Here is a 21,692-nt window from a genome sequence, read left to right as displayed (position 1 = left end):
GAGCTACTGCATTAGAATCTTGTTCTAGGCTTTTTTGAGTTCTTTGTATATTGGAATTAATTGCTTCTGCCATTCTGCCTAATTCGTCTTGGGATTTGATTTGGATTAAAGGAGAAACCTTGAGTGTTTTATGTCCAATATAATCAAAAAATAAATCAAGTCCTTTTTGAATAGTTGCAATAGGTTTGATAAAATATTGTATAGCTAAGTAAAGTAAAATAGCGTTTATTAATATAATGACTATAGAAACAGTTAACTGAATCATTGAAATTTTTAATACTGGCTCATTGAGTATGTCTAGACCTCTTGTTATGCAGACCGTATCTTTACCAAGAGATGAACACATCCCAAATCTATCAATATCGCTCCCTGGTCGCCTGTATATGAATGGTTTAAATTCTCCATGAGTTTTCATCTTATTTCTAAGATTTTCTGTGTTGCCTGCTCCAGCCCCTGCAACTGTTGTTACAAAAACTACGCCTTTTTCATCAAATGCAAAAGTTCTTCCAGATGTTTTTTGAAATTGAGTTGAAAGTTCTTGTAAATTTACATCAATCCCTACAACTCCAATGAATTGATTTTGTATATATAATGGAGCTGAATAGGTAATAACTAACTCTTTAGTTGTAAAGTCTTCATAATAAGGGCTTTTATAATATCCATTATTTTGCATTGCACCTATATACCAACCACGGGAAGTTGCATCATATTTATCTGCCTTTCCTCTAATTATTGCATATTTTGGGGTATCTTTGATGGTAATATCACTTACTACGGATTGTCCATCTTTTAATCCAAGATAAATTGCAAATAAATGTCCAGCATGTCTATAGCTATTTAGATCCCTGCCAATACTATCTAATACAACTTCATCAGAAGAAAAAGATTCGATAGGAAATCTTTGTAAATACGAAATAAAATCTTTTAATATTCTATTATTGTTTGCATCAAAATCTTCAACCGAAGTTTTACCATCTCTTAAATAATTGGATTGTGCCTGTATTATTTGTTCTCTAAGACTATTTTTTGCAAGTGTTAATGTAATAATACCTACTAATAATAATGATGTGCAAGATATAATTACTGCAATTAAAACAATTTTTATTTTTAAACTTTTTCTTATAAACATTATCATCCTTGTGTTGAGATTATTTTTAAAATTAAAGTATTTATATAAATTCTTTTTAATTATAAATAATTATGGGTTTTGTGCTCCATATAATATCTTAAAGTTAATCATATTTGAATTAGAAATTGAAGATAAGTTAATATATTCAAAAAATATTTTATAAATTAAATAATTCTTTAATAATATTTGAAATATAAATTTATCTTATGAACACAAAGATAAAGATAATTTATAAATTAATATTTTTTTGCGTTGATTTTATAATAATAGATTTCTATTGTGCTATCCAAATAATTTTATTTGTTTGTATATTAAGAATGTTTTTTAAATTATTGATATGGACACCTTGCTATCTAGCTTAATAATGAGATGTGCAAATATAGTTATAATACAATTTTATATCAGTGAAGGAGATGTATATGGCTATTGATTCTAATAAACAAAAAGCATTAGAAAACGCTATGAAGCTAATTGATAAGGCTTATGGTAAAGGTATGTTGGTGCGATTAGGAGATAAGCAAGTAGAAAAGATCGATTCTATTTCTACAGGCTCTTTAGGATTAGATTTAGCACTTGGTATTGGTGGAATTCCAAAAGGTAGAATTATTGAAATTTATGGTCCAGAATCAAGCGGTAAGACAACATTATCGTTGCAAATTATCGCGGAGTGTCAAAAAATCGGAGGCGTTTGTGCTTTTATTGATGCAGAACATGCTCTTGATGTTTATTATGCAAAGAACCTAGGTGTAGATACAGAAAATCTTCTAGTAAGTCAGCCAGACCATGGTGAGCAAGCTCTAAGCATTCTAGAAACCATTGCATGTAGTGGTAGTGTAGATTTGATTGTGGTAGATTCTGTTGCAGCACTCACACCAAAAGCAGAAATTGATGGAGATATGGGCGATCAGCATGTAGGATTGCAAGCTCGCCTTATGAGCCATGCCTTGCGTAAGATTACGGGAGTTCTATTCAAGATGAATACAACGGTTGTCTTTATCAATCAGATTCGTATGAAGATAGGGACTATGGGATATGGCAGTCCAGAGACTACTACAGGTGGAAATGCACTAAAATTCTATGCAAGTGTTCGTATTGACATTCGCAAAGTGGCTACGTTAAAGCAAAGTGATAATGTCATTGGCAATAGAGCAAAAGCCAAAGTTGTAAAAAATAAGGTTGCTCCACCATTTAGAGAAGCTGAATTTGATATTATGTTTGGCGAGGGGATTAGTCGAGAGGGAGAAATGATTGATTATGGCGTGAAACTTGACATTATTGACAAAAGTGGCGCGTGGCTATCATATGGTGATAAGAAAATAGGACAGGGTAGAGAAAATGCTAAATTGTTTTTGAAAGATAACAAGGAAATAGCTGTAGAAATTACAAACAAAATAAAAGAACAAATAGGCATGAGTGAAGAAATTATGCCTTTGCCTGATGAGCTAGATAATCAAGAAGATTGAAATAGGTAGATTTGGTCATTTACACTTTCAACTTATCTTTTTATTGGCAGATATGTTTACTAATATGCTTTAAGCATTCTTTTTTCATTATTAATAATAAAAAAATAAGTTGGATACTCCAAATAAAATTAAATAAAGATATTTACTAATAATCAACATGACATAGTTTAATGCTGGCTATGTCCTGGGCAAATAACTCGATAAGATATTTTGTTGCATTCTAATCCTTATATAAAACCATTCAAAGATATATAAACTTATCATAAGTCAATTTTATTTTTTGTTTTTTATATTAGAATGACTACTTATTTTATTAATTAAGGACTATCATGTTAGATAAACAAACTATCGAAATTGTTCAAAGCACAATACCTGTTTTAAAAACACATGGAGAGACAATCACAAAAGAGTTTTATAATATTTTGTTTAGTGAATATCCGCACGTAAAAGGCATGTTTGATTTGGAAAAACAAAAAAACGGTAAACAGCCAAAAGCACTTGCAATGGCAATATTAAATGCTGCAATGAATATTGATAAACTTGAAAATATTCGCAAACAAGTAGAATCTATTGGAAAAACACATGTGAAGTTAAATGTTCAAAAAGAGCATTATCCAATTGTTGGGGCATGTCTTATAAAGGCAATTAAGAATGTTCTACAAGACCAAGCAACGGACGAAATATTACAAGCATGGGAGAAAGCATATAGTGAGATTGCAAATTTTTATATCGAAATTGAATCAAAAATTTATAATGAGTCATAATAAAGCTTCTTGGTTAAGAAACACTATAAATTTATCATATATCAAAGAAAGATTCTAGGAATCTAGTCGAAATCCAGCCTGTAGCAAATCGTGCAAATGAACTACTCCTTCTAATACATTGCTATGGCTTACAATAGGCACAAGCTGTATCTTAGAATCTCGCATGATTTGCAACGCCTGTATTGCCAAGGTATTAGAATCATAAATAACCTTTGGTGTTTTTGTGGCATATATAAAGGCTTTTGATTCTAAGCTAAATTCTGCATCAAACATAGCTCTACGCAAGTCTCCATCACTTAAAATTCCTAGTAAGTTCTGTTTAGAATCTACAAACAAGGCATTTCCAAGCCTGCCTTGTGTCATTATAACTATTGATTCTTTTAATGTATTATCAACATTAAGTAATGGTAGGTTATCCTTTTGCATAATGTCTAATACCCTTACAAATAGCTCTCGCCCAAGATTTCCACCTGGGTGAAATAAGGCAAAATCCTCTTTGCTAAAGCCTCTAGCATTAATAAGGCAAATGGCTATCGCATCACCCATTGCCATAGTAAGAGTAGTAGAAGTGGTAGGAGCTGCTTGCAATGGGCATGCTTCCCTGTCTATTATGATTGGGAGGAAATAATCTCCTATGAGCGAAATCCTAGAATCTCTTGCTTTAGTCATAGTAATAATAGGGATATTTCTACGTTTAATATGAGGCAATATATTTACTATTTCCTCACTCTCACCGCTATAACTAATAGCTATCACACAATCACTAGGCTGCAACATGCCTAAATCACCATGCATAGCTTCTGCTGGATGAATAAAAATGCTAGATGTGCCTGTGCTAGAGAGAGTAGCAGAAATTTTTCTAGCCACTAAACCACTTTTACCAATACCAATTAGAGCAACTCTGCCTTGTGTAGATAATAATGTGCAAATTATAGAATCTAAATCGCTTAAATCTCCATTATATCTATAAAGCGAACTAGCCTCTTGCTGCAAGGTTTGCAAGAATATTGCTTGGAAATTATGATGTTGCAAGAAATTGCCTGTTATTTAAGGTTAAATCTTAAATGGATTCTCAATAACCTTTTTGCCATCTATGACATAAGGTATTAAAGCCATATGTCTTGCCCTCTTAATTGCTACCTCAACTCTTTCTTGCCATTTCTTAGAGTTGCCTGTAAGTCGTCTTGGCATAATCTTATATCTTTCTGACAAAGAATGCTTAATTAGCTCTATATCCTTATAGTCTATGAACTCTATCTTTGCTTCTGTATATTTGCAATATTTTTTAGAATATTTTTTACGTTCCATTCGTCGTCCTTTATGTTTTAACTCTTAAATGAGATTCTCTACTAAAGTAAATAGCTTTATAGAGCTTATTGTTTATAGTCTAAAGGCTCTCAATCTAACCTAAACGACTACATCTACTAACATAACCAAAATAATTATTTCGTTTAAGACAAAGGCAAAACTGCGATATTGACTAAAACGGAATTTCTTCATCACTATCTACATTTATCTCCGGAATGTTCTGATGGTCTGGTAAATTCTTACTTGTTGTTAAATTTGAATACTCTTTAGACATACCAACACTAGGGTTAGGTTGGCTATTTGATTCCATATCGTTAAAATCACGTCCATGGCTTTGGTTATAGTTGGGGCTAGTATATCCCATGTTGTTTGTGTAGCTATTAGCACCATAGCTTCCATTTGGAGTATTGTTATAATCTTGAGCATATTCACCTTGTGGGCTAAAACCTTGAGATTGTTTAGAATCTAGCATTTGCATGCTCTCTGCTATAACTGTGTGCTTGCTTCGTCTCATGCCTTGCTGATCCTGCCATGTCTCATAATGAAGTCTACCCTCAATAAGCACCTTAGAACCTTTCCTTAGGTATTGATTTGCTACTTCTGCACTCCTACCAAACAATGTAACATCAACAAAACAAGTATCATCAACAGGTGTGCCATCTTGTTTTTTATATCTTCTATTGCTTGCTAATCCTAGTGTGGCAACAGCCGAACCTGTGTTTAAATATCTAAGCTCTACGTCGCGAGTAAGATTGCCTACAATGATAATCTTATTAAACATAGCTTAGTCCTATTGTGCTTCGACCTGTTGTAATTGTTCTTTTTCATTGTTGGTATCTGCAATAGATTTTGTATTATCATCCTCTTGCTGCTCTTGTTCTTTATTTTCTCTCTTTGAAGAGTCGTCTTTTTTAAGACCCCTGCTCTTTTCTGACTTTTTATTTGCTCTATCTACAAGTGTATGCCATGCTTTTTCCCACTTCTTTTTCTTGTAGCTAATTACAATAAAGCGCAATATTTCCTCATTTATTTTATAAAGTCGCACTAGCTCCTTTATCAAAGTCGCACTAGCTTTGAAGTATATAACAAAGTAATATCCTCTTTGACATTTTTTAATTTCATAAGCTAATTGGCGCATTCCCATATCAAGACATGTTTCTATATGCCCACCATTATTAGTAATAACATCTTTGAAAAAGTCGATTTTTGCTTTTATTTCTTCTTCAACTAATGTAGGTTTTATGATAAACATAGTTTCATAAAATCTTAATTGCGCTTCATCTGCCATATATTCTCCTTGTGGTTAAAGTCCCATTTTCTTACGCTTTGAAATAGGACAAGGTAAAAACTAAAATTCTATCATAAAATCTCTTGTATCGCGATTAAATATTGTATACCCCTATTGCTACCTTCTAGCTTGGCATTTCTCCATTCATTTAACATGTCAAATATAGCAATGTATTTTTGTGTAGTAAGTCTTAAGCTCCTTTTGCTCCATGTAGCAAATATGTGTGATGGGGCTTGATAACCTAATGCCTCCCTGCAATCCATGCTACCATATGCCCTTGAGTGCCCATATAGTTTGAAGAGAATATAAAAATATCTACTAAGCTCTCTATTTAGCTCCATATCATCTATGCCTTCATCATACAAAGTATTTAGTATATGAGCTAGATTTGTCTTTTTATTGAATAAGGAGTCAAGTAATGATTCTGTGTTTACATTGCCTAAACTATAGCTAAGTGAGTTGATTAACTCAATATCAATTACGGGATAGTATACGAATTTCTCCAATTCATTATATGCCATGGATATGTCATATTGTTGGATTGAGAGGAGATATTCAAGCAAGTTTGGTTGTATATTTATACTTAGTTCTCTAGCCCTATTGATAAGGATTTGTAGCATTTCGTGGGGCAATGGATTATAAAGCCTAACTTCGTATATTTCCTTGCAACTAGAAGTTGGCCTGAATAACGCACTAAATGCCTTAAATCTCTTTGCATATTCTTGTTCGCTAATATTTGGTGATTTATATAACTCAATAATCATATAGCTATTTGGATTACGTCCAAGGGTTGAAAATATTGCTTGAATCTGATTTTTGCTTAGAGTATTGTATTGTTTAATAATTACTGCATTTTTTCCACCAAATAGGCTATTTGTCCCAAGCATTGTAATAACTTCATCTTGAACATACTCTTCAAAATAGAATTTCTGTGCATTGCATGCTAGCTTTGCTTGTATAATTTTAGAGTAGTAGTTAATTAGGAATTCGCTCTCTCCATATAACAATATACATTTTGGAATAGTTTTAGATAGAATTTTATCTAATGCTGCTCTAGTCATTATAAAACTCTTTCTACATATTGATCTTTTTGTGATTTTGGTATTGTCTTTAATGTTGGTATTTGTAGCACCCTGTAACTTGTGCTTGATTCTAGGAAGTTTAAAGTAATGATGTCATTTATTTGCACTTCCTTTGAGCCTTTAGATTGTATGCCATTTACTAAAATTACTCCACTTTTACACATATCTTGTGCTAGACTTCTGCGTTTTGTAATATTGACTGCATTTAAGAATTTATCAAGCCTCATAAATCTCCTTGTTCTAGATTCTAAATAATTCTTTTTCTAGTTTTAGCAGACATCTAAGGATATACCTTAATGTCGAATTTTTTTTATACGCAAGCCCCTTACCTTTAGAATCCTGCTGCTTTTAGCAGAAAAAAGCCCACGTGAATCAGTAACAATAATATCTGCACATTTTATAGCAAACTCACTATCAAAGCCTTTAGAAGTGGGATTTGCTGAAGAGGAATACAAATAGTTTACATTCTTTAAAAATTCTCTATGTTTTGAATCCATGATTACACGAAAACTTCTTGTCTTTGAGAGCACAAAAGATGTTTTTTTTGCCCTACGAATGAAGACTCTAAAATATGTAGGAGTGCGATAACACAAATCTTTAAAACTTGCAAATTCAATCAATAATTCTTTGCTAGGTTTAGCACCCTTTGCCTTGTTGATTAGAGCTTTATTTTTAGATAAGAATCCTATTGTTGTGTCAGTTTGGGCTAGAAATATAATGTCGTTTAGATTCACAAAATTGCTAGATATAGGCATTGTATATTTATTCACTCTTGGTTATTTGTGTGAATTGCGATAGAATAGATATAAAATTTGGAAAAGAAGTATTGATACATTCACAATCGCCAATTTCTCCCCCTGCTACACATGAGGCTATTGCAAAGCTCATTGCGATTCTATGATCTCCTTTAGAATCAATTCTGCCATAACGCAACTCACCTCCTACCACATCAAACCCATCTGGATATTCATATGCTTCTATGCCAAAAGCTAGCAATCCTTCTAATATAGATGAGATTCTATCGCTTTCTTTTACTCTTAGCTCGCTAGCATTGCGGACTCTAGAAGTCCCACTAGCCATAGCAAAGGCAATGCTTAAAGCTGGAATCTCATCAATCAACCATGCTATATTTTCACTTACATCTATAGCTTTTAGTCTAGAGCTGCTAATAGTAATATCTCCGCTTTTTTCTACATCTTGTTTTATGTTTTCATAGATTATATTTGCACCCATTTTTTCTAGGATTCTAAAAGCCTCTATTCTTGTATCATTGAGCATTACTCGCTTTAGCCTGATTTTGCATTGTGGCATAATAGCGGCAAGCACTGCAAAGAAAAAAGCTGATGATGGATCATTTGGAATATCAATATCAAAAGCATTTAGTGGAGCATCTGCGTTGTCAAATGCACAAAAAGGCTCTATATGAATGCTAGTAGAATCTAGCCGCAAGTAATTATATCTTTGATATGCTATTAAGAGATTTTCTGTATGGTTTCTACTAAGAGATACTTCCTTATAGATAGATTTGCTATTTGCTTGCAACGCAGCTAGAATCATAGCACTTTTTACTTGGGCTGAAGAGATCTTTGATTCATAGTTTAAGCCATGTAAGGCATTTGTTTGTGATGTATTAGGAATTATTGTAAGTGGAGCTAGCTCCTTAGTAGTGGAATCTAGATGGATAGTCCTAGTAACAATATTTGCACCCATATCTCTAAGCGGATCAACAACTCTTTTCATAGGTCTAGCATGAAGATATTTATCTCCACAAAGGATTGCATAGAGATTTGCCCCAGACAATAATCCCGCAAATAATCGCATGGACGTCCCAGAGTTTCCACAATATAAAACATCTCTTGGTGTTTGTAATGTGGACTTTGGTGGAATTAGTATAAGGGTTGATTGGCTTTTTGATTCTTGATTTTGGCTTGATGTGTTTGACTCTATTTTGTATGTTAGTCCTAGTAACCTAGCAATCTCTAGGCTTCGTAATGTATCTTCTGCATGTAAGAAATGAGAGATTTTACACTTTGCATTAGCAAATAAGGCAAACATACAAGCGCGATGTGAGAGAGACTTATCGCTAGCTTGAATGTCTAGATCTTCTTGGAGTGATTTATTATTTGGATAAATGATAAGATTCATATAATTTCCTTAATGTCTTGACATATAACGTGGATACTCTAGGAAGCAAACACTAAAATCTTGAAATCTTAATTGTATCAAAATCATATTTATTGAATAGCAAAATACAAACTTTCTAGCCTATACATTGAGATAGTGAGCACTGATTATGCCTAGTATTCTTAGATTTATCTTAGGCAAGGATTAAGCATAGTAGGATTAAAGGCTTAAATATGATAAAAGATTTATACATTATCTGATTTGAGTTAGGTTTTATTCTTTTAATCGAGCCAATAATCAACAAATCCTTTTTTATAGAAGAAGTAGTTTTGCTGCAATTTCGAATTAAGATCTTCTGCATATCTCTCCAATTTATTACAACTTGGATTATCTATTTTAAACATTACCCAGCATTTTGAAATAGGACTATAAAGGCTATGGCTATATCCCCAATCATTCATCAGTATTTGCATTGATTTATTAGTGTGGAAGCTACAATGCACAGGCTGTATATAAAACCAATTTGGATTTTTTGGTATATTTTCCCTAACTAATGTATGAACGATTAAAGTCCCATGTTCACTTACTAGAGAGTTAATATGATCTAGATGTTCCCTTTTTGTAATATGCTCAAACATCGCACTATTAATTACTACATCATATTTACCTAGTTTATCCCTTTGTATGTAATTTACTAAGCCATCATTCTTGAACTCACTCATATATTCCTCATAAACTAACACATCAATATCATAATATTTGGAGAGAATCCTAGCCAAAGAGCCAACTCCTCCAGCATAGTCTAGTATATTGTATTGTTGCTTTGCTAATGTGCATTTTTGCGAATTAACATTGGGGTTATGGACATTTGCCCCCCCCCCCCCCGTATATAATGCTATCTCTAATAAGCATATTTATCATACTGGCTTGGGCTAGATATGGAGGTTGATTTGTTAGCCTATCTTTTAGAGGTGCTGCTTCACCTTGGCTATGAGCTTTTACATTTAGTTCTAACCAAGATTCTTGGCTCATTTCATAAACATCTTTAGAAAATGTAAAACCACAACTATTGCATTTATAATATTCGCTTTTTTCTAGCTGATTTTTTAGCTTACCACCAAAATGTATATTAAAATCAGTAGTAAAATAGCTTGCAGATAAACTATTACAAATGATACATTTCATAATATTCCTTTGTATTGATTGTGATATGTGGAAATTATACATTAATCTAGGTATTTGATAGATTTTTATTTTAGTTTGAATTTAAGAAGTATGCTTAGGTTAGTGTGTAATTTGTGTAGTATTTTAATAGATAATGAAGTAACATAAACTCCAAATATTGGAATTTTGAAGATGATATATAAAGCTATTTCTTAATTAACAAGTCTATCAAGCATACAGTTAGAATTTCTTTTACGATTTGCTTATCTTCCTTACTAGCAGCATAGAATCTATCATCTAGATTCTCTATAACTCTCCTTATATCCTTTTCAGTAGGATTTAGCGGTAGGCGTGATAAAGCCTTATCTAAATAGCTTCTTACTTCATAAAAGTTTCCACACTCATATTTTAGGATTCTAAGAGCTTTTATGACTATGTCAATATTTACCATGATATTGTAACCTCCATGATTTATGTCTATTGCTTTGTTTGTGTGCTAATCGCATTTAAATTTAAAGCAATATTTTAATTAATTATCCAACAACTACATTTATTCTCTTGAGCTATGTAATTTGTGTAAATAATACTTAAACAAATCAAGATTTAATGTATTAATTTTTGCATTGTGCATAATTATGCTCTCTTAAGTAATTTTGTAATTTCTTTACATAATTATACTTTTTATACTTTTAATATCTCTCCCATGTAATCAAAATATTATGATAGCTTTTATAGATTTTCTGTTAAAATTATTGCTTTGATTTTTTAAGAAAGTAGGTGATAGTATGCCCGGCATTAAAGTAAAGGAAAGCGAAACATTTGATGAATCATATAGAAGATTTAAAAAGCAAGTTGATAGAAATTTGGTTGTTACTGAATGTCGCTCTAGGAGGTTTTTCGAATCTGCAACAGAGAGACGCAAAAAACAAAAAATCAACGCTAAGAAAAAAATGTTGAAACGTCTATATATGTTAAGAAGATATGAGTCTAGGTTATAAGGCTTATTCCTAGCTTAACATTATTAAATTAATCCAGCCATAAATATACTTGTAAATATGAATACATTTTGGTTTATACTTGATTTTGTTGACTAATATGATTCATTTATAATCTTTATGGACTAGGGTTTTTAGGATAGATTAGTATTCAATAATTTTTTGTGTAAAGAATCTATAAATCAAGAGTTTACATGTTCAAACAATATTCAATCAAATCTAAAATCTTTCATATATAAATGCAAACACATCAACCATTCGCACAAGCAATAATAAGATTTATAAAAAATAGTTTTGATAATTCATTCTTAGACTCCACCACACAGGACTTTATAAATCATATAAATATGAAATTTAGCGATACTACTCATTTAGAAAATATTAATAACTCTGATGACATCAAATCACATATAGGAAAGTTTAGCAATTCCATTGCAAATTTGCCACCTAGGATATCCCTTAGCTCACTTAAAGATTCATCTCTAAATTCTTCCAAGTATTTATATGAGAACTTATTTGATTCTAGGATAGATGAGGCAAAATTAGAGTTTTTCTTACCTAGTTTTTATTCTAACAAGGACAAAAGTCATATATTTGGATTTTTTGGCGAAGGTGACTATATGCTAGTAGAAGCATTAATAGGCAAATGCGATATAAGTAGCATAGCAGTTCTTAGTCTGCAATATGCTATTTGCCTACTTTTAGCATTGCATTCAAATATGCCAATTATAATTGTTTTGCACGAAACTAATAATGAATCAGATGATTTTATGTTGTTTGATTCTACATATAATTGTGTTAATGGTGATTACTTCTCAAGTGTCAAGAAATTTATCGATAATGATTTATTATATAACAATCATACTTGTATAGAGCGTTTTTTTGTTGGTGATTTTTCTTGCATATGTGAAGATAATTTATTTTTAAGTTGTGCTAGTCTTTTGCTTAAAGCTAGAGGTTTAAGCTTTAAAGATAAATTTTGCTCGATTAAGGGCAATAGCAAGTTTTGCTTAGAGCTTGTTAGATGTCTTCACTCTATACATGCAAAGCCTATTGCTATAAGCAATAATAAGGGCTTGCTCTATGATAGCAAAGGATTAAGTTTTGATTTGTTGCAATCTATACTCGAGCAAATAATGACAAAAAATTTATATGATATATCTTGCAATGAAGATTTGCTAGAGATATACTCTAGTAGGCGTGAATGTGAGTTTTTTAGAGGTGAGAATATTGCTAGCATGCCTTGTTTTGTGGCACTACTTGGATACGGTCAAGCTGTAGAAAGAGATATTATACAAAAGCTACTTAGTAGTGGCTGTAAATATATAATTGAGCTATATCCTAATTTGGATTTATATGCGCAACGATTACTAATTGATTCTAAAATTTGCTACATGCCCTTTAGTCTTGTAGGTTGTGTGTATTTTATGCAATATATGTATGATAAGGAAAAATCTAGTAAAATCAAACTTATTGATATGGAATCTAGTAGTAAATCAAAATCTATAAAATCTAACCCAAACAACATAGCAATAGAATTAAATAGCCCAGATATAAAGCAAAGTAAGCAAGAATCAATTATAAGCTCTTTTTCTTTGCTATTACAAAGGATGGGCTATGACTTATCGCTAGATTCCAATACAAATATGAGATTTATAGGTATGCAAGAGATACTAAATTATATATTAAATAGGGATTAAGCTAGGCTTACATTATCAAATGCCTTAATTCTTATAGCTTTTTGGTAGTAAATTATAATGCCTTAGCACTTCAGCATGATTTGTAGCAAGTATTTTTATTTCCTTTTTGGCTATTTTATACTCATTATAGAATTTACCGACTTCATTCCAAAATTTACTTGAATGATTGGCATATCTAATATGACTTAGCTCATGTATGACTAAATAGCGCAGTAAATGCTCAGGGCTTAATACATTTCGATAGTCAATCTTAATATATCTATTGCGACATTGCCCTAGATAGCTATTAGCATAACTAATACTTAATCCATCAAAGCCTAGCTTCATAATATCTGCCATTTCGCATAGCAACTTATAGCTCTTATCATAGAGAATCTTAGATAGTATCTCTATACTTAGCCCATCGACTTCATAAGCTTTGTCAAATATAATTAGTGAATTAGGATATTTGTGCAAATATGTGGTTACATATTTTTGTAAATTCTTTTGCCTTGCATTCTTTTTTTGAAAGAAGTCTTGATAATTTTTCCTTATGTAATCTTGATTTTGCATGATGTATTGTTTTGCGTTATAAAGCTTATTTGGAAATCTAGATGGATAGCTAAAGACTAGCTTGCCCTCTTTGGTAATCTTTATATATGAATTTTTGTTGTGCGGCTTGGAAAGTATCTCAAATTGAAATCCTAGAAACTCTTGCAAATCTGTCCTTTTTTGTCTATTTTTGGCTAGAATCTAAGTATTCTAATCATAACAAAATACAAAAGGTGGTGTCAAATGCAAGTGTTGCTTATCCAAGATGTAGCAAAGCTAGGTAAAGCAGGCGAAATAAAGGAGGTCAAAGATGGATATGCAGAGAATTTCCTCATATCTAAAGGCTTAGCAAAATTAGCAACCAAAGAAGTAATCAATAAATATAATGCAGAACAAAGAAAGAAAGCTGAAACTAAAGCATTAGAAATTGCTCAAGCAAAACAATTACAAGAGTCTCTTTCAAGGATTGAATTACAAATAGCAAAAAAGGTTGGTGCAAATAATAATCTCTTTGGCTCGCTAACTAAAGATGAGGTCTCAAGCGAATTAGAGAAGCAACATAAAATTACTATAGATAAAAAGCTATTCGAATTACCACAGATTAAGACTCTAGGAGCTTTTAATGCAAATGTGAAATTGGGGCATGGGTTGCAAGCCTCACTAAAGTTAAAAGTGATTGCCAAAGATTCTTAACATATTTCTGTTTTAGTAATTTTTAGTGTATTATGATAAAACTTGCATATTATTTGTAATTTGAAAATTTCGTGTTAGACTGCTTTTAGTTGATATTAATGTTACTTTAATGACTCTTACTTTGAGCTATTCTTATTGCTTAGATTATTAATATTTTATCTTTCTAGAATCTTTATATAATGCCAACAAAAGAATAAACAAGAAAAAGAATAAATATGAGACTTAACTGCGCAAAATACTTATTGTTGTGCCCCCATTGTCATGTTGAAGGCGTAAGCCAGAATATCTCATCAACAGAGATTCTTCACTTCGTTAAAACATAACAAGAATAAGAAAAGATTCTTCACATATTATAAAGCTAGGTTCAGAATAGCAAAATATTTGATTTAAACATAACAATAACAATAGGATTCTTTATACAAAGTTAAAATTTTACACTCACTTTGATTTCTAAATCCCTAACTCTCCCCTACACGTTATTTGCCCAACATTGGCGCGCCTTGATTTTAAACAACACTTTATAAGATGAGCTTAGATTGCTTAAATTCATTATGCTATTCATCTTTATTATTTGTTATTACGAAGTCCTCAAGCGCATTGTCTCCAAGCTGTCCTATGCGATACAATGCAAAGTCATATTTTACAGGATCTATACTATCAAATCTCCTTAAGTTATTTGTGATTTCTACTACTGCCTTGTAATTAGCTGTTTTTGTTTTGCATAATCCAATTGCCTTGCAGATTCTAAATGTATGTGTATCAACAGGCAACATTAAATCCTTGCAATCTACTTTATCCCAAATGCCCAGATCAATGTAATCCCGTCTAACCATCCAACGCAAAAACATGTTATAACGTTTTAATGCAGAATCTGCGCCCTTCTTGCCAAAGAGAAATTGTAAGCCTTTAGACTCTAATACATATTGTGAATTTAAGAAATCTCTATTTTGTATATCTTCTTGCAATTCCTTAGAAATGATTTCTTTTAACGCATCTTGAATGCTTCTAATGCCATCTAGCACATTACAATTAATCAAATATCCGCTTAAAAATAATTTGTAGATTCCACCTTTTCTTATTATATATGCAATAACTAGAAAACATATCTTTGTATCAAGCCTAGTTTGAAATCTATAATATGGAAAGGATTCCATAGGCATTGATTGAATTGATTGTATAAGTAATCTCGAAACTTTATCTCTCCAAGTCCCACATTCTTTATAATCGCTAAATCTAGTAAAAATATGAAATGGCATATTTGCTAGATTTTTTACAATGACTTTTGCATTTCCGTATGAGTAACAAGCGCAAATAAATGCTATTTCGCTTAAAAACTTCTCACCTACAAAGCCCTTGACAATACTTATTGGGTCTGGGTGAATGTCCAAATATTCTTTTGCATTAAACCTAAGATATTGAAAATCTAGGAGTTCCTTTAGTTTGTCCATTTCGTAATCCTTATTAATTGTAGCCCATTTGTATGCCAAAAATCTTTGAGTAATTTTATGATAGAATCTAGCTTATTTATTTATGGAGTGCAATATGTCAAATCCTATTATCGTTCAACTGCAAAATGCCTTTTCCAAAGGAAACATCAATCGAGATATTGTTGATAATTTTGCTGAACAAGAGAGGGCTAAGAGCATGCAGATAGCACAGAGTGCACAAGGTAGTCTAGCTGGTCTTGAAGGTAGGGATAAAGTGGTATTTGATTGTTTGAAATCCTTACAAGAAAATATTGATTCTATGAATCCATACAATTTTAAGCCCACATTCTTTGAAAGATTATTTGGTAAGGCACAAAATAGCATGAAAAAGTATTTCTCTAAATTCCAAGATAATCAATCAGTGCTAAATGAAATACTTCAAAAGTTAGAAGAAGGTAAGCAAACACTACTAAGGGACAATGTTGCCCTAGAGATAGAAGCAAATAGGAACGCCGAGCTAGCGAAAAACATTAGCGAAAAGCTTCAAGAGGCAAATGAGGCAAATGCGTATTTAGAATCCAAAATGCAACAACTAGATTCTGCTAATAATGGCATACTTACAAGTGGGCAATTAGAATCATCGCAAAATCTAAGCCAATCTAGCGAGCCAATAGAATCTCAACAAGCCTTAATGCAGCCCGAAGAAGTTCACTTGGTCGTTGATAAAGATCCTTTAGAAATCACACTTGAAAATAGAGAGCAAATACAAAAAAATATTTTATTCCCATTAAAGCAAAGAATCATGGATTTACAGCAGCAAGTCCTAGTACATAAGCAAGGTGAGATTGCTCTAAGGGCACTAATCAACAACAATAAAGAGCTAGCAAGCAGTGTTGATAGAACAAAATCCGTTACTCTAAATGCGCTAAATGTGGCAATTATTACAGCTCAAGGCTTGGAGCAACAAGAAAGGGTATTGAGTGCTGTGCAAAACATCAATACACAAACAAGTAATCTAATAGCACACACTAGTGAAAAGCTTCGTGATCAAGGCAAAGCTATACAAGAGGGAGCTAGTAATGCAATGCTTGATATGGAAAAGATAAAAAATGCGTTTGACAATGTGCTAGGAGCTATGGACGATATAAAGAATTTTAAGATTCAGGCACTACCAAAGATGCAACAAGATATACAGCTATATCAAAAGTATCTAGATGAGCTTAAAAGTCGAGAAATAAGTAGCAAGTAGTTTGATAAATAGCTTTTTGCATTCTATCTTCTTTATATAATATCCGCTCATAAATCATAGGCTAAATGTCAAAGGACATCAGAGACAAATAAACCAAAACTTAAAGCTTTGAATAAATAAAATAAGAATCCACAAAGGCAAATAAACCTAATAGGCATCGATGTATTCAACATCACTTGGTGGATCGAATACAAATACCTTATAATCTATTGGCACATTTAATTCTACATTATCAAAAATAATTAGAATCTGATTATCTAATGTGTCCTTATATGATAGAGAATAAGGCTTTGAATCTTTGGCTGTGATAGTGTATTTTGTATCAGCTATTGTAGTCTCATATTCACCTCTATCATTCTTTTTTACTGCTTTTATAATATGAATGAAATCCACATTTTCCTTTAGTCTGCCTATTGTTACTTGCTTCAAATCTGGCTCATATATATACGCACTATCTCCTTGTAAATACACCTCTTTTTTAAGTGGAGCATTATATTCCCATTTAACCTTGTTATCCTTAGCATATAGTTTGCCTTGATATATGGCCGGAATTGCACCTCTCTCACCTCTTATTTCTTGTTTGAAACTGGCTTTCAGGCTTTTTATATCTAACCAATTTGCTTCATTAGCAATGCTAAAAAGCAATAAGAATGGAAACAAAACACAGATTCTATATGCACATGTTATAAGTCGCATATTTCTCCTTTTATTGCGAATAAACTTCATAGATTAGTATCTAGTCCTAACGATTGAAATTAAAAACACCAAACAAATTACTTCTATATAACACTACAATGTAACTAGCACACTCATACCAATGCGAAGTCCTTGAACCTTTTGCAAAGGCTTAGCCTCTATCTCAAAAGACTTCATATCATAGCCTTGATCTTTGGCACTAGCCTTCCAAGTGGCAAAATCTCCCATAACAGATATATGACTTACTTTAAACTTTACTTCTTTTTGCAATGATGGGATAAATCCAACAAATTCACTATCTTTTTGGAATCTTGAGAGATAATTTTCGCTTACGCTAAGACGTAGCCAAGAATCTTCCAAATCTACAATAGTAACTACAGGAAACCCACTAGGTGCTAGCTCACCACTGCGTATAAGAATATTGCTTACTTCTCCACTAGCAGGAGATAGAGCTTCTATATCATTGGCATATGCTTGCACTTCTTCTACTTGTCCTAATGCTGCTATTTCTTTTTGTCTTGTAGCCTCCTTTGCCTCATCTCTTGTTCCACTTAAGGCAAGTTTGTATTGTTGATATGCTGCACTCTCATTATTCTTAGCACTCTGATAAGCAGCATAAGCCTCATCTCTTCTCTGTAGGCTTACTACTTCCTCGCTATATAATTGTTCTATGCGTTCATAGGTTTTTTTGGCTAGTTCAGTTTGTGCTTTTGCTGCTTGCCAAATCCCTTTGGAAGATTCTATACTTTCACTTCTTAACCCATTGTGTGTTTCTTGGTTAATGGCTTTTGCTGCCTCATAACCTGCTTTTGCTTGTGTCATCTTTGCTTCTAATTCTGGACTCTTTATGGTAAATATAACATCACCTTTTTGCACATTATCACCCTTATGTACAAATATCTCATCAACCCTGCCTGCTAGCTTTGAACTAACAGAATATTCGCGTGCATTAATTTGTCCTTGTAAAACTTGAGGCTTTGGAGCATATGCTCTATAAAATGTGATTCCTAGCCAAGCTATAATAAAAGCTGATATAATGACTATAAATATAGTATTGTATATCTTCTTGTTATTTTGAATCATATTTGTCCTTTGTGTAAAATAGGTATCTTTGAATATTAGCTTTCCCTATAGATTAAGTGAAATAAGTAAAATCTCTTAATAATCATAACTAGTAAGCAAAAAGGTTTTGTAAAGTAAATTGAGATTGCATCAGTATTTCTCTACAATATTAAAAAATTCATCAATCTCTCCGCTTAATGCCATGAGCTTTGCTAAATATATAATCTCCTCGTATGCTAATCTTTGCTGTTCTACTAGTATGCTAAGCAGAGCATTTCTTGCGTCATTAACTTCATTGCTTGTCGATATTCCCTGCAAGAATGCTTTTTCTTGCAATCGCACATTTTCCCTAGCAAGCATAATACTTGAAGCTAAATTTTCACGTTCTTCATGCTTGAAGATGGCTTGTTTATAACTCTTTTTTATAAGCAATTGCATGTCTTTTATTGCCTTAGATTCCATAGTATCAGCATGGATTTGTTCTATTTTTGCAATTTGATATTGTGGAAATTTTCCTTTAGGAGAGATAATAGACCAACTAGCATTTAAGCCAATTAACCAATTAGGCATAATCTGACGAAATCTCTGATCGCTACTTGTAACCATATATGAACCAAATGCAGCTATCTTAGGCATAAAGTTACCAAATGCTATATATCTTTTGTAATCTGCTATTTGTCTCCCATTTGCTGCAATTTTAAGAGCTGGATAGTTTTGCATAGTCATATCTATATAGTGCTGCTCATTTTTTAATATGTATGTTTGAAAAGATAGGCTTGATATGGGAATTGCCTGATTGCTCCCCAATATGCTATCAAGTGCTAGTTGCGAAATTTCTAACGCATTTTTTGCAGCTAAGGTTGCATTTTTTGCTTTGTCTAATCCTGATTCAGCTGCAAGTAATTCAAGTCTTGCAATTTGTCCAAGTTTATTTAATTTCTTTGCGTTTTCATAATGGATATATGCGCTTTGTTCTATTTCCATACATGAGTGTAGTATTTCCTTATTTAGTATTACAGCGTAATAGATTCCTACTAGTTCCTCAAATGTAGCTAATTCCCTAAGTCGTAATGCCTCATGAGAGTCCTTTGCAAGCACATTAGCAATCTTTGCTCCCATTAGTCGTTTGTTACCAGTGTATAGTGGATATATGATATTTAGCGCGCTAAATATAGAATCTTGCTTTAATATGGTTATAGGCGTACCTATGATATTCAGTATATTAGATAGCGGTGGATTATTTCCTATACCTGCTTGGATTTGATTAAATCCAGCTCTATCTTGGATTAAATCTATTGTGGAAGGCTTGTCTAGATGAATGTAAATTGCACTTAGATTTACTTCAGGTAAGAATGATAGCTTAGCTTCTAACTTTAGATTTTTAGCTTTTTGTGTGTTTAACATTTCTAGACGTATAGATTCATTTATACTTAATACTCTTTGCCACGCGCCTTTAATACCAAAAGTATGTTTAAGCTCTATATCATTAGAATCATTATTAGCAAACAATTGATATCCAAATAAGCAAATAATAAAGTAAAGTAAGACAGTTTTAAAACATAAGGCTGAATTATTACGTATATTGGCAGCTACTGTTTTTAACACTATCATAAGTTTAGCCTTTATGTTAAGTTATCTTGAATTATAGTTAATATTTTTTGATAGTATATAAATCTAAGTTTGTTGTTCATAATTATTTTTTCAAAATATTTGAATAAAGTTCAAATATTTTGAAAAAATAATTATGTCCCCTACTTTAATAAATTGTTATATTTTTTATTTAATATTTTGAAGGATTTCGATTATGTTTTTCTCTAAGTTAAGTATAGGAGCTAAGGTATCCTTAATTATTTCATTATCAGTTATTGTCTCAATTTTGTGTTTGTCATTTTTTATCATTAAGTTTTCTGCAGATGAGTTAAAACAGCAAAATGCAAAAATACTAAATCAGGCATCATCTAGATATATAAATTTGCTTAGTGAAACTGCAACAGAAATGTATACCGCCATGCTAATTGGCTCTACAATAATTAATACAGAAGTACAAAAAGACAATATAAAAAATACTGATTATATTTTAGATAGTATTGCTTCCTTGCCAAACAATGTTCTTACCTTTAATTGGATTTATTTATATATTCCCAAGATAAATATCAATTCTGAGCAAAAAGAGATTGTTGTTGTTACAAGAAATGATGGTAATAAAGGAACTAAGAGTTATAGCTTTATTGAAGATAGGTCTATATTGCAATTTGAAGATGTGCAGAAAGCATTCAGAGACAATAAACCGAGTCTTTCTAAGCCTAGGAGAATAAATTTTCAGAATCAAGATATGTTCGTGCAGGGATTATCTTTACCAATTCGTGATAAGGATGGAAAAGTAATTGGTGTACTTGGCTGTCTTGTAGATTTTAATATTGTTGGAAAACCCTTTCTTGATAAAGAAGCAACAGTCTATCCTAATGATCAAAGGTTTATGATAGATAATGAAGGTATTATAGCTATTAATAAAAATCAGAGCTATTTAGGATCTAAATTAGATGAGATAAGTCCTACACAATATTCAAAAGATATATTAGCTGCAGCAAGAGAGGGTAGAGGTGGAATATTCCCATATGTTACATCATCAGGAATAAATAGCACTGTAGAGATGAAGTCTCTTGAGGTTATTAAAGGTAGTGGACAGTATTGGAATATAATCACTCTTATTCCAAATAATATTATTTCTCAAATTATTAATAAATTGGTGTATATAATCTTAATATTGTCCTTGATGTCTATATCGTTTATTATTTTAATTACCATATTCTTTATGCGCAAATCAGTAAGTATTCAAGTAACTAATATTGGCAAAGCCCTCTCAGAGTGCTTCAAATACCTAAACCATGAAACAAATCAACCTCCAGCCCTTGTTAAAATCAAATCCCAAGACGAATTAGGCAGAATGGCAGAAGCAATTAATTCCAATATACAAAGAACTCAAAAAAGCCTAGAACAAGATTCTAATGCAGTAGCTC

The 21,692-nt window shown here is 32.0% G+C and carries 23 protein-coding genes and 1 pseudogene; 7 read left to right on the top strand and 17 right to left on the bottom strand.

All coding sequences use genetic code 11. From position 1 onward, the window contains the following. Positions 1-1,129 (bottom strand): cache domain-containing protein (locus LS73_RS08690; protein WP_268903012.1); only part of this gene is annotated, 1,129 nt, incomplete at its 3' end. 419 nt (positions 1,130-1,548) lie between these two features. Here LS73_RS08690 and recA point away from each other — a divergent pair. Next, positions 1,549-2,592 (top strand): recombinase RecA, encoded by a 1,044-nt coding sequence (gene recA / locus LS73_RS08685; protein WP_034559462.1) that lies wholly within the window; start codon positions 1,549-1,551, stop codon positions 2,590-2,592. Between the two features lie 329 nt (positions 2,593-2,921). After that, the gene (locus LS73_RS08680; protein WP_034559464.1) at positions 2,922-3,356 is read left to right on the top strand and encodes a globin domain-containing protein; all 435 of its coding nucleotides are present in this window, start codon (positions 2,922-2,924) and stop codon (positions 3,354-3,356) included. A 54-nt stretch (positions 3,357-3,410) separates the two neighbouring features. Here LS73_RS08680 and LS73_RS08675 read toward each other — a convergent pair whose 3' ends face one another. The 11 genes from LS73_RS08675 to LS73_RS08625 all read right to left on the bottom strand — a co-directional run bounded on the left by LS73_RS08675 (position 3,411) and on the right by LS73_RS08625 (position 10,773). After that, entirely contained in the window at positions 3,411-4,388 is a 978-nt protein-coding gene (locus LS73_RS08675) for a KpsF/GutQ family sugar-phosphate isomerase (RefSeq protein ID WP_034559466.1), read from the bottom strand. A gap of 21 nt (positions 4,389-4,409) precedes the next feature. After that, on the bottom strand, positions 4,410-4,664 hold the full coding sequence (gene rpsR, locus LS73_RS08670) for a 30S ribosomal protein S18 (protein ID WP_034559468.1): 255 nt from the start codon (positions 4,662-4,664) through the stop codon (positions 4,410-4,412). A 172-nt stretch (positions 4,665-4,836) separates the two neighbouring features. After that, a complete protein-coding gene (locus LS73_RS08665) occupies positions 4,837-5,445 on the bottom strand; it encodes a single-stranded DNA-binding protein (protein ID WP_034559470.1) in 609 nt (202 codons plus the stop codon). Between the two features lie 9 nt (positions 5,446-5,454). Then, positions 5,455-5,952 carry a 30S ribosomal protein S6 gene (rpsF, locus tag LS73_RS08660; RefSeq protein WP_052089963.1) on the bottom strand — a complete coding sequence of 166 codons (498 nt, stop codon included), beginning with the start codon at positions 5,950-5,952 and terminating at the stop codon, positions 5,455-5,457. Positions 5,953-6,023: 71 nt separating this feature from the next. Then, on the bottom strand, positions 6,024-7,013 hold the full coding sequence (holA, locus tag LS73_RS08655) for a DNA polymerase III subunit delta (protein ID WP_034559472.1): 990 nt from the start codon (positions 7,011-7,013) through the stop codon (positions 6,024-6,026). Then, positions 7,013-7,261 carry an RNA-binding S4 domain-containing protein gene (locus tag LS73_RS08650; protein WP_034559474.1) on the bottom strand — a complete coding sequence of 83 codons (249 nt, stop codon included), beginning with the start codon at positions 7,259-7,261 and terminating at the stop codon, positions 7,013-7,015. Before LS73_RS08650 ends, holA begins: the two co-directional genes overlap by 1 nt. A 66-nt stretch (positions 7,262-7,327) precedes the next feature. Continuing rightward, a complete protein-coding gene (locus LS73_RS08645) occupies positions 7,328-7,804 on the bottom strand; it encodes a hypothetical protein (protein WP_233708870.1) in 477 nt (158 codons plus the stop codon). Then, positions 7,797-9,179 carry a 3-phosphoshikimate 1-carboxyvinyltransferase gene (gene aroA / locus LS73_RS08640; protein ID WP_052089965.1) on the bottom strand — a complete coding sequence of 461 codons (1,383 nt, stop codon included), beginning with the start codon at positions 9,177-9,179 and terminating at the stop codon, positions 7,797-7,799. The genes LS73_RS08645 and aroA overlap by 8 nt, the downstream gene beginning before the upstream one ends. A gap of 260 nt (positions 9,180-9,439) precedes the next feature. Next, a complete protein-coding gene (locus tag LS73_RS08635; protein WP_267891802.1) occupies positions 9,440-10,057 on the bottom strand; it encodes a class I SAM-dependent methyltransferase in 618 nt (205 codons plus the stop codon). Then, complete coding sequence (locus LS73_RS08630) at positions 10,017-10,343, bottom strand: hypothetical protein (protein ID WP_104731155.1); 327 nt, start codon at positions 10,341-10,343, stop codon at positions 10,017-10,019. The genes LS73_RS08635 and LS73_RS08630 overlap by 41 nt, the downstream gene beginning before the upstream one ends. A 184-nt stretch (positions 10,344-10,527) precedes the next feature. Next, positions 10,528-10,773 carry a hypothetical protein gene (locus LS73_RS08625; RefSeq protein WP_034559478.1) on the bottom strand — a complete coding sequence of 82 codons (246 nt, stop codon included), beginning with the start codon at positions 10,771-10,773 and terminating at the stop codon, positions 10,528-10,530. A 334-nt stretch (positions 10,774-11,107) separates the two neighbouring features. On the opposite strand from LS73_RS08625, the gene rpsU reads away from it, so the two are divergent. Then, on the top strand, positions 11,108-11,320 hold the full coding sequence (gene rpsU, locus LS73_RS08620) for a 30S ribosomal protein S21 (RefSeq protein WP_034559480.1): 213 nt from the start codon (positions 11,108-11,110) through the stop codon (positions 11,318-11,320). Positions 11,321-11,556: 236 nt separating this feature from the next. Beyond that, complete coding sequence (locus LS73_RS08615) at positions 11,557-13,017, top strand: Rossmann-fold NAD(P)-binding domain-containing protein (protein ID WP_034559482.1); 1,461 nt, start codon at positions 11,557-11,559, stop codon at positions 13,015-13,017. 24 nt (positions 13,018-13,041) lie between these two features. Here LS73_RS08615 and LS73_RS08610 read toward each other — a convergent pair whose 3' ends face one another. Next, positions 13,042-13,716, bottom strand: a complete 675-nt coding sequence (locus LS73_RS08610; RefSeq protein ID WP_034559484.1) for a YgjP-like metallopeptidase domain-containing protein — start codon at positions 13,714-13,716, stop codon at positions 13,042-13,044. Positions 13,717-13,791: 75 nt separating this feature from the next. Between LS73_RS08610 and rplI the strand changes: the two genes are divergently transcribed. Then, complete coding sequence (rplI, locus tag LS73_RS08605) at positions 13,792-14,241, top strand: 50S ribosomal protein L9 (protein WP_034559486.1); 450 nt, start codon at positions 13,792-13,794, stop codon at positions 14,239-14,241. A gap of 554 nt (positions 14,242-14,795) precedes the next feature. Here rplI and LS73_RS08600 read toward each other — a convergent pair. After that, positions 14,796-15,689: a TIGR02757 family protein gene (locus LS73_RS08600; RefSeq protein WP_052089970.1), complete on the bottom strand. Its 894-nt coding sequence runs from the start codon at positions 15,687-15,689 to the stop codon at positions 14,796-14,798. Between the two features lie 94 nt (positions 15,690-15,783). Between LS73_RS08600 and LS73_RS08595 the strand changes: the two genes are divergently transcribed. Further along, the gene (locus LS73_RS08595; protein ID WP_034559489.1) at positions 15,784-16,917 is read left to right on the top strand and encodes a toxic anion resistance protein; all 1,134 of its coding nucleotides are present in this window, start codon (positions 15,784-15,786) and stop codon (positions 16,915-16,917) included. A gap of 147 nt (positions 16,918-17,064) precedes the next feature. Here the strand turns inward: LS73_RS08595 and lolA are convergent, their stop codons facing one another. The 3 genes from lolA to LS73_RS08580 form a co-directional block, all read right to left on the bottom strand. Next, entirely contained in the window at positions 17,065-17,613 is a 549-nt protein-coding gene (lolA, locus tag LS73_RS08590) for a LolA-like outer membrane lipoprotein chaperone (RefSeq protein WP_034559492.1), read from the bottom strand. A 93-nt stretch (positions 17,614-17,706) separates the two neighbouring features. Continuing rightward, positions 17,707-18,696, bottom strand: a complete 990-nt coding sequence (locus tag LS73_RS08585; protein ID WP_034559495.1) for an HlyD family secretion protein — start codon at positions 18,694-18,696, stop codon at positions 17,707-17,709. Between the two features lie 129 nt (positions 18,697-18,825). Further along, positions 18,826-20,286, bottom strand: coding sequence for a TolC family protein (locus tag LS73_RS08580; RefSeq protein ID WP_052089972.1), 1,461 nt, complete (start codon positions 20,284-20,286; stop codon positions 18,826-18,828). Positions 20,287-20,479: 193 nt separating this feature from the next. Here LS73_RS08580 and LS73_RS08575 point away from each other — a divergent pair. Further along, positions 20,480-21,692 (top strand): annotated as a pseudogene (locus LS73_RS08575) (cache domain-containing protein); the annotation flags it as partial.

The sequence above is a fragment of the Helicobacter muridarum genome (assembly GCF_000765805.2).
Lineage (GTDB): Bacteria > Campylobacterota > Campylobacteria > Campylobacterales > Helicobacteraceae > Helicobacter_A > Helicobacter_A muridarum.
This window is presented reverse-complemented; position numbering and strand designations above follow the sequence as displayed.

Excerpts from the sequence above, each read along its gene's own strand:
- recA (WP_034559462.1), top strand. The coding sequence starts at position 1,549 with ATGGCTATTGATTCTAATAAACAAAAAGCATTAGAAAACGCTATGAAG.
- LS73_RS08680 (WP_034559464.1), top strand. The coding sequence starts at position 2,922 with ATGTTAGATAAACAAACTATCGAAATTGTTCAAAGCACAATACCTGTT.
- rpsR (WP_034559468.1), bottom strand. The coding sequence starts at position 4,664 with ATGGAACGTAAAAAATATTCTAAAAAATATTGCAAATATACAGAAGCA.
- LS73_RS08665 (WP_034559470.1), bottom strand. The coding sequence starts at position 5,445 with ATGTTTAATAAGATTATCATTGTAGGCAATCTTACTCGCGACGTAGAG.
- rpsF (WP_052089963.1), bottom strand. The coding sequence starts at position 5,952 with ATGGCAGATGAAGCGCAATTAAGATTTTATGAAACTATGTTTATCATA.
- holA (WP_034559472.1), bottom strand. The coding sequence starts at position 7,013 with ATGACTAGAGCAGCATTAGATAAAATTCTATCTAAAACTATTCCAAAA.
- LS73_RS08650 (WP_034559474.1), bottom strand. The coding sequence starts at position 7,261 with ATGAGGCTTGATAAATTCTTAAATGCAGTCAATATTACAAAACGCAGA.
- aroA (WP_052089965.1), bottom strand. The coding sequence starts at position 9,179 with ATGAATCTTATCATTTATCCAAATAATAAATCACTCCAAGAAGATCTA.
- LS73_RS08630 (WP_104731155.1), bottom strand. The coding sequence starts at position 10,343 with ATGAAATGTATCATTTGTAATAGTTTATCTGCAAGCTATTTTACTACT.
- LS73_RS08625 (WP_034559478.1), bottom strand. The coding sequence starts at position 10,773 with ATGGTAAATATTGACATAGTCATAAAAGCTCTTAGAATCCTAAAATAT.
- rpsU (WP_034559480.1), top strand. The coding sequence starts at position 11,108 with ATGCCCGGCATTAAAGTAAAGGAAAGCGAAACATTTGATGAATCATAT.
- LS73_RS08615 (WP_034559482.1), top strand. The coding sequence starts at position 11,557 with ATGCAAACACATCAACCATTCGCACAAGCAATAATAAGATTTATAAAA.
- rplI (WP_034559486.1), top strand. The coding sequence starts at position 13,792 with ATGCAAGTGTTGCTTATCCAAGATGTAGCAAAGCTAGGTAAAGCAGGC.
- LS73_RS08600 (WP_052089970.1), bottom strand. The coding sequence starts at position 15,689 with ATGGACAAACTAAAGGAACTCCTAGATTTTCAATATCTTAGGTTTAAT.
- LS73_RS08595 (WP_034559489.1), top strand. The coding sequence starts at position 15,784 with ATGTCAAATCCTATTATCGTTCAACTGCAAAATGCCTTTTCCAAAGGA.
- lolA (WP_034559492.1), bottom strand. The coding sequence starts at position 17,613 with ATGCGACTTATAACATGTGCATATAGAATCTGTGTTTTGTTTCCATTC.
- LS73_RS08585 (WP_034559495.1), bottom strand. The coding sequence starts at position 18,696 with ATGATTCAAAATAACAAGAAGATATACAATACTATATTTATAGTCATT.
- LS73_RS08580 (WP_052089972.1), bottom strand. The coding sequence starts at position 20,286 with ATGATAGTGTTAAAAACAGTAGCTGCCAATATACGTAATAATTCAGCC.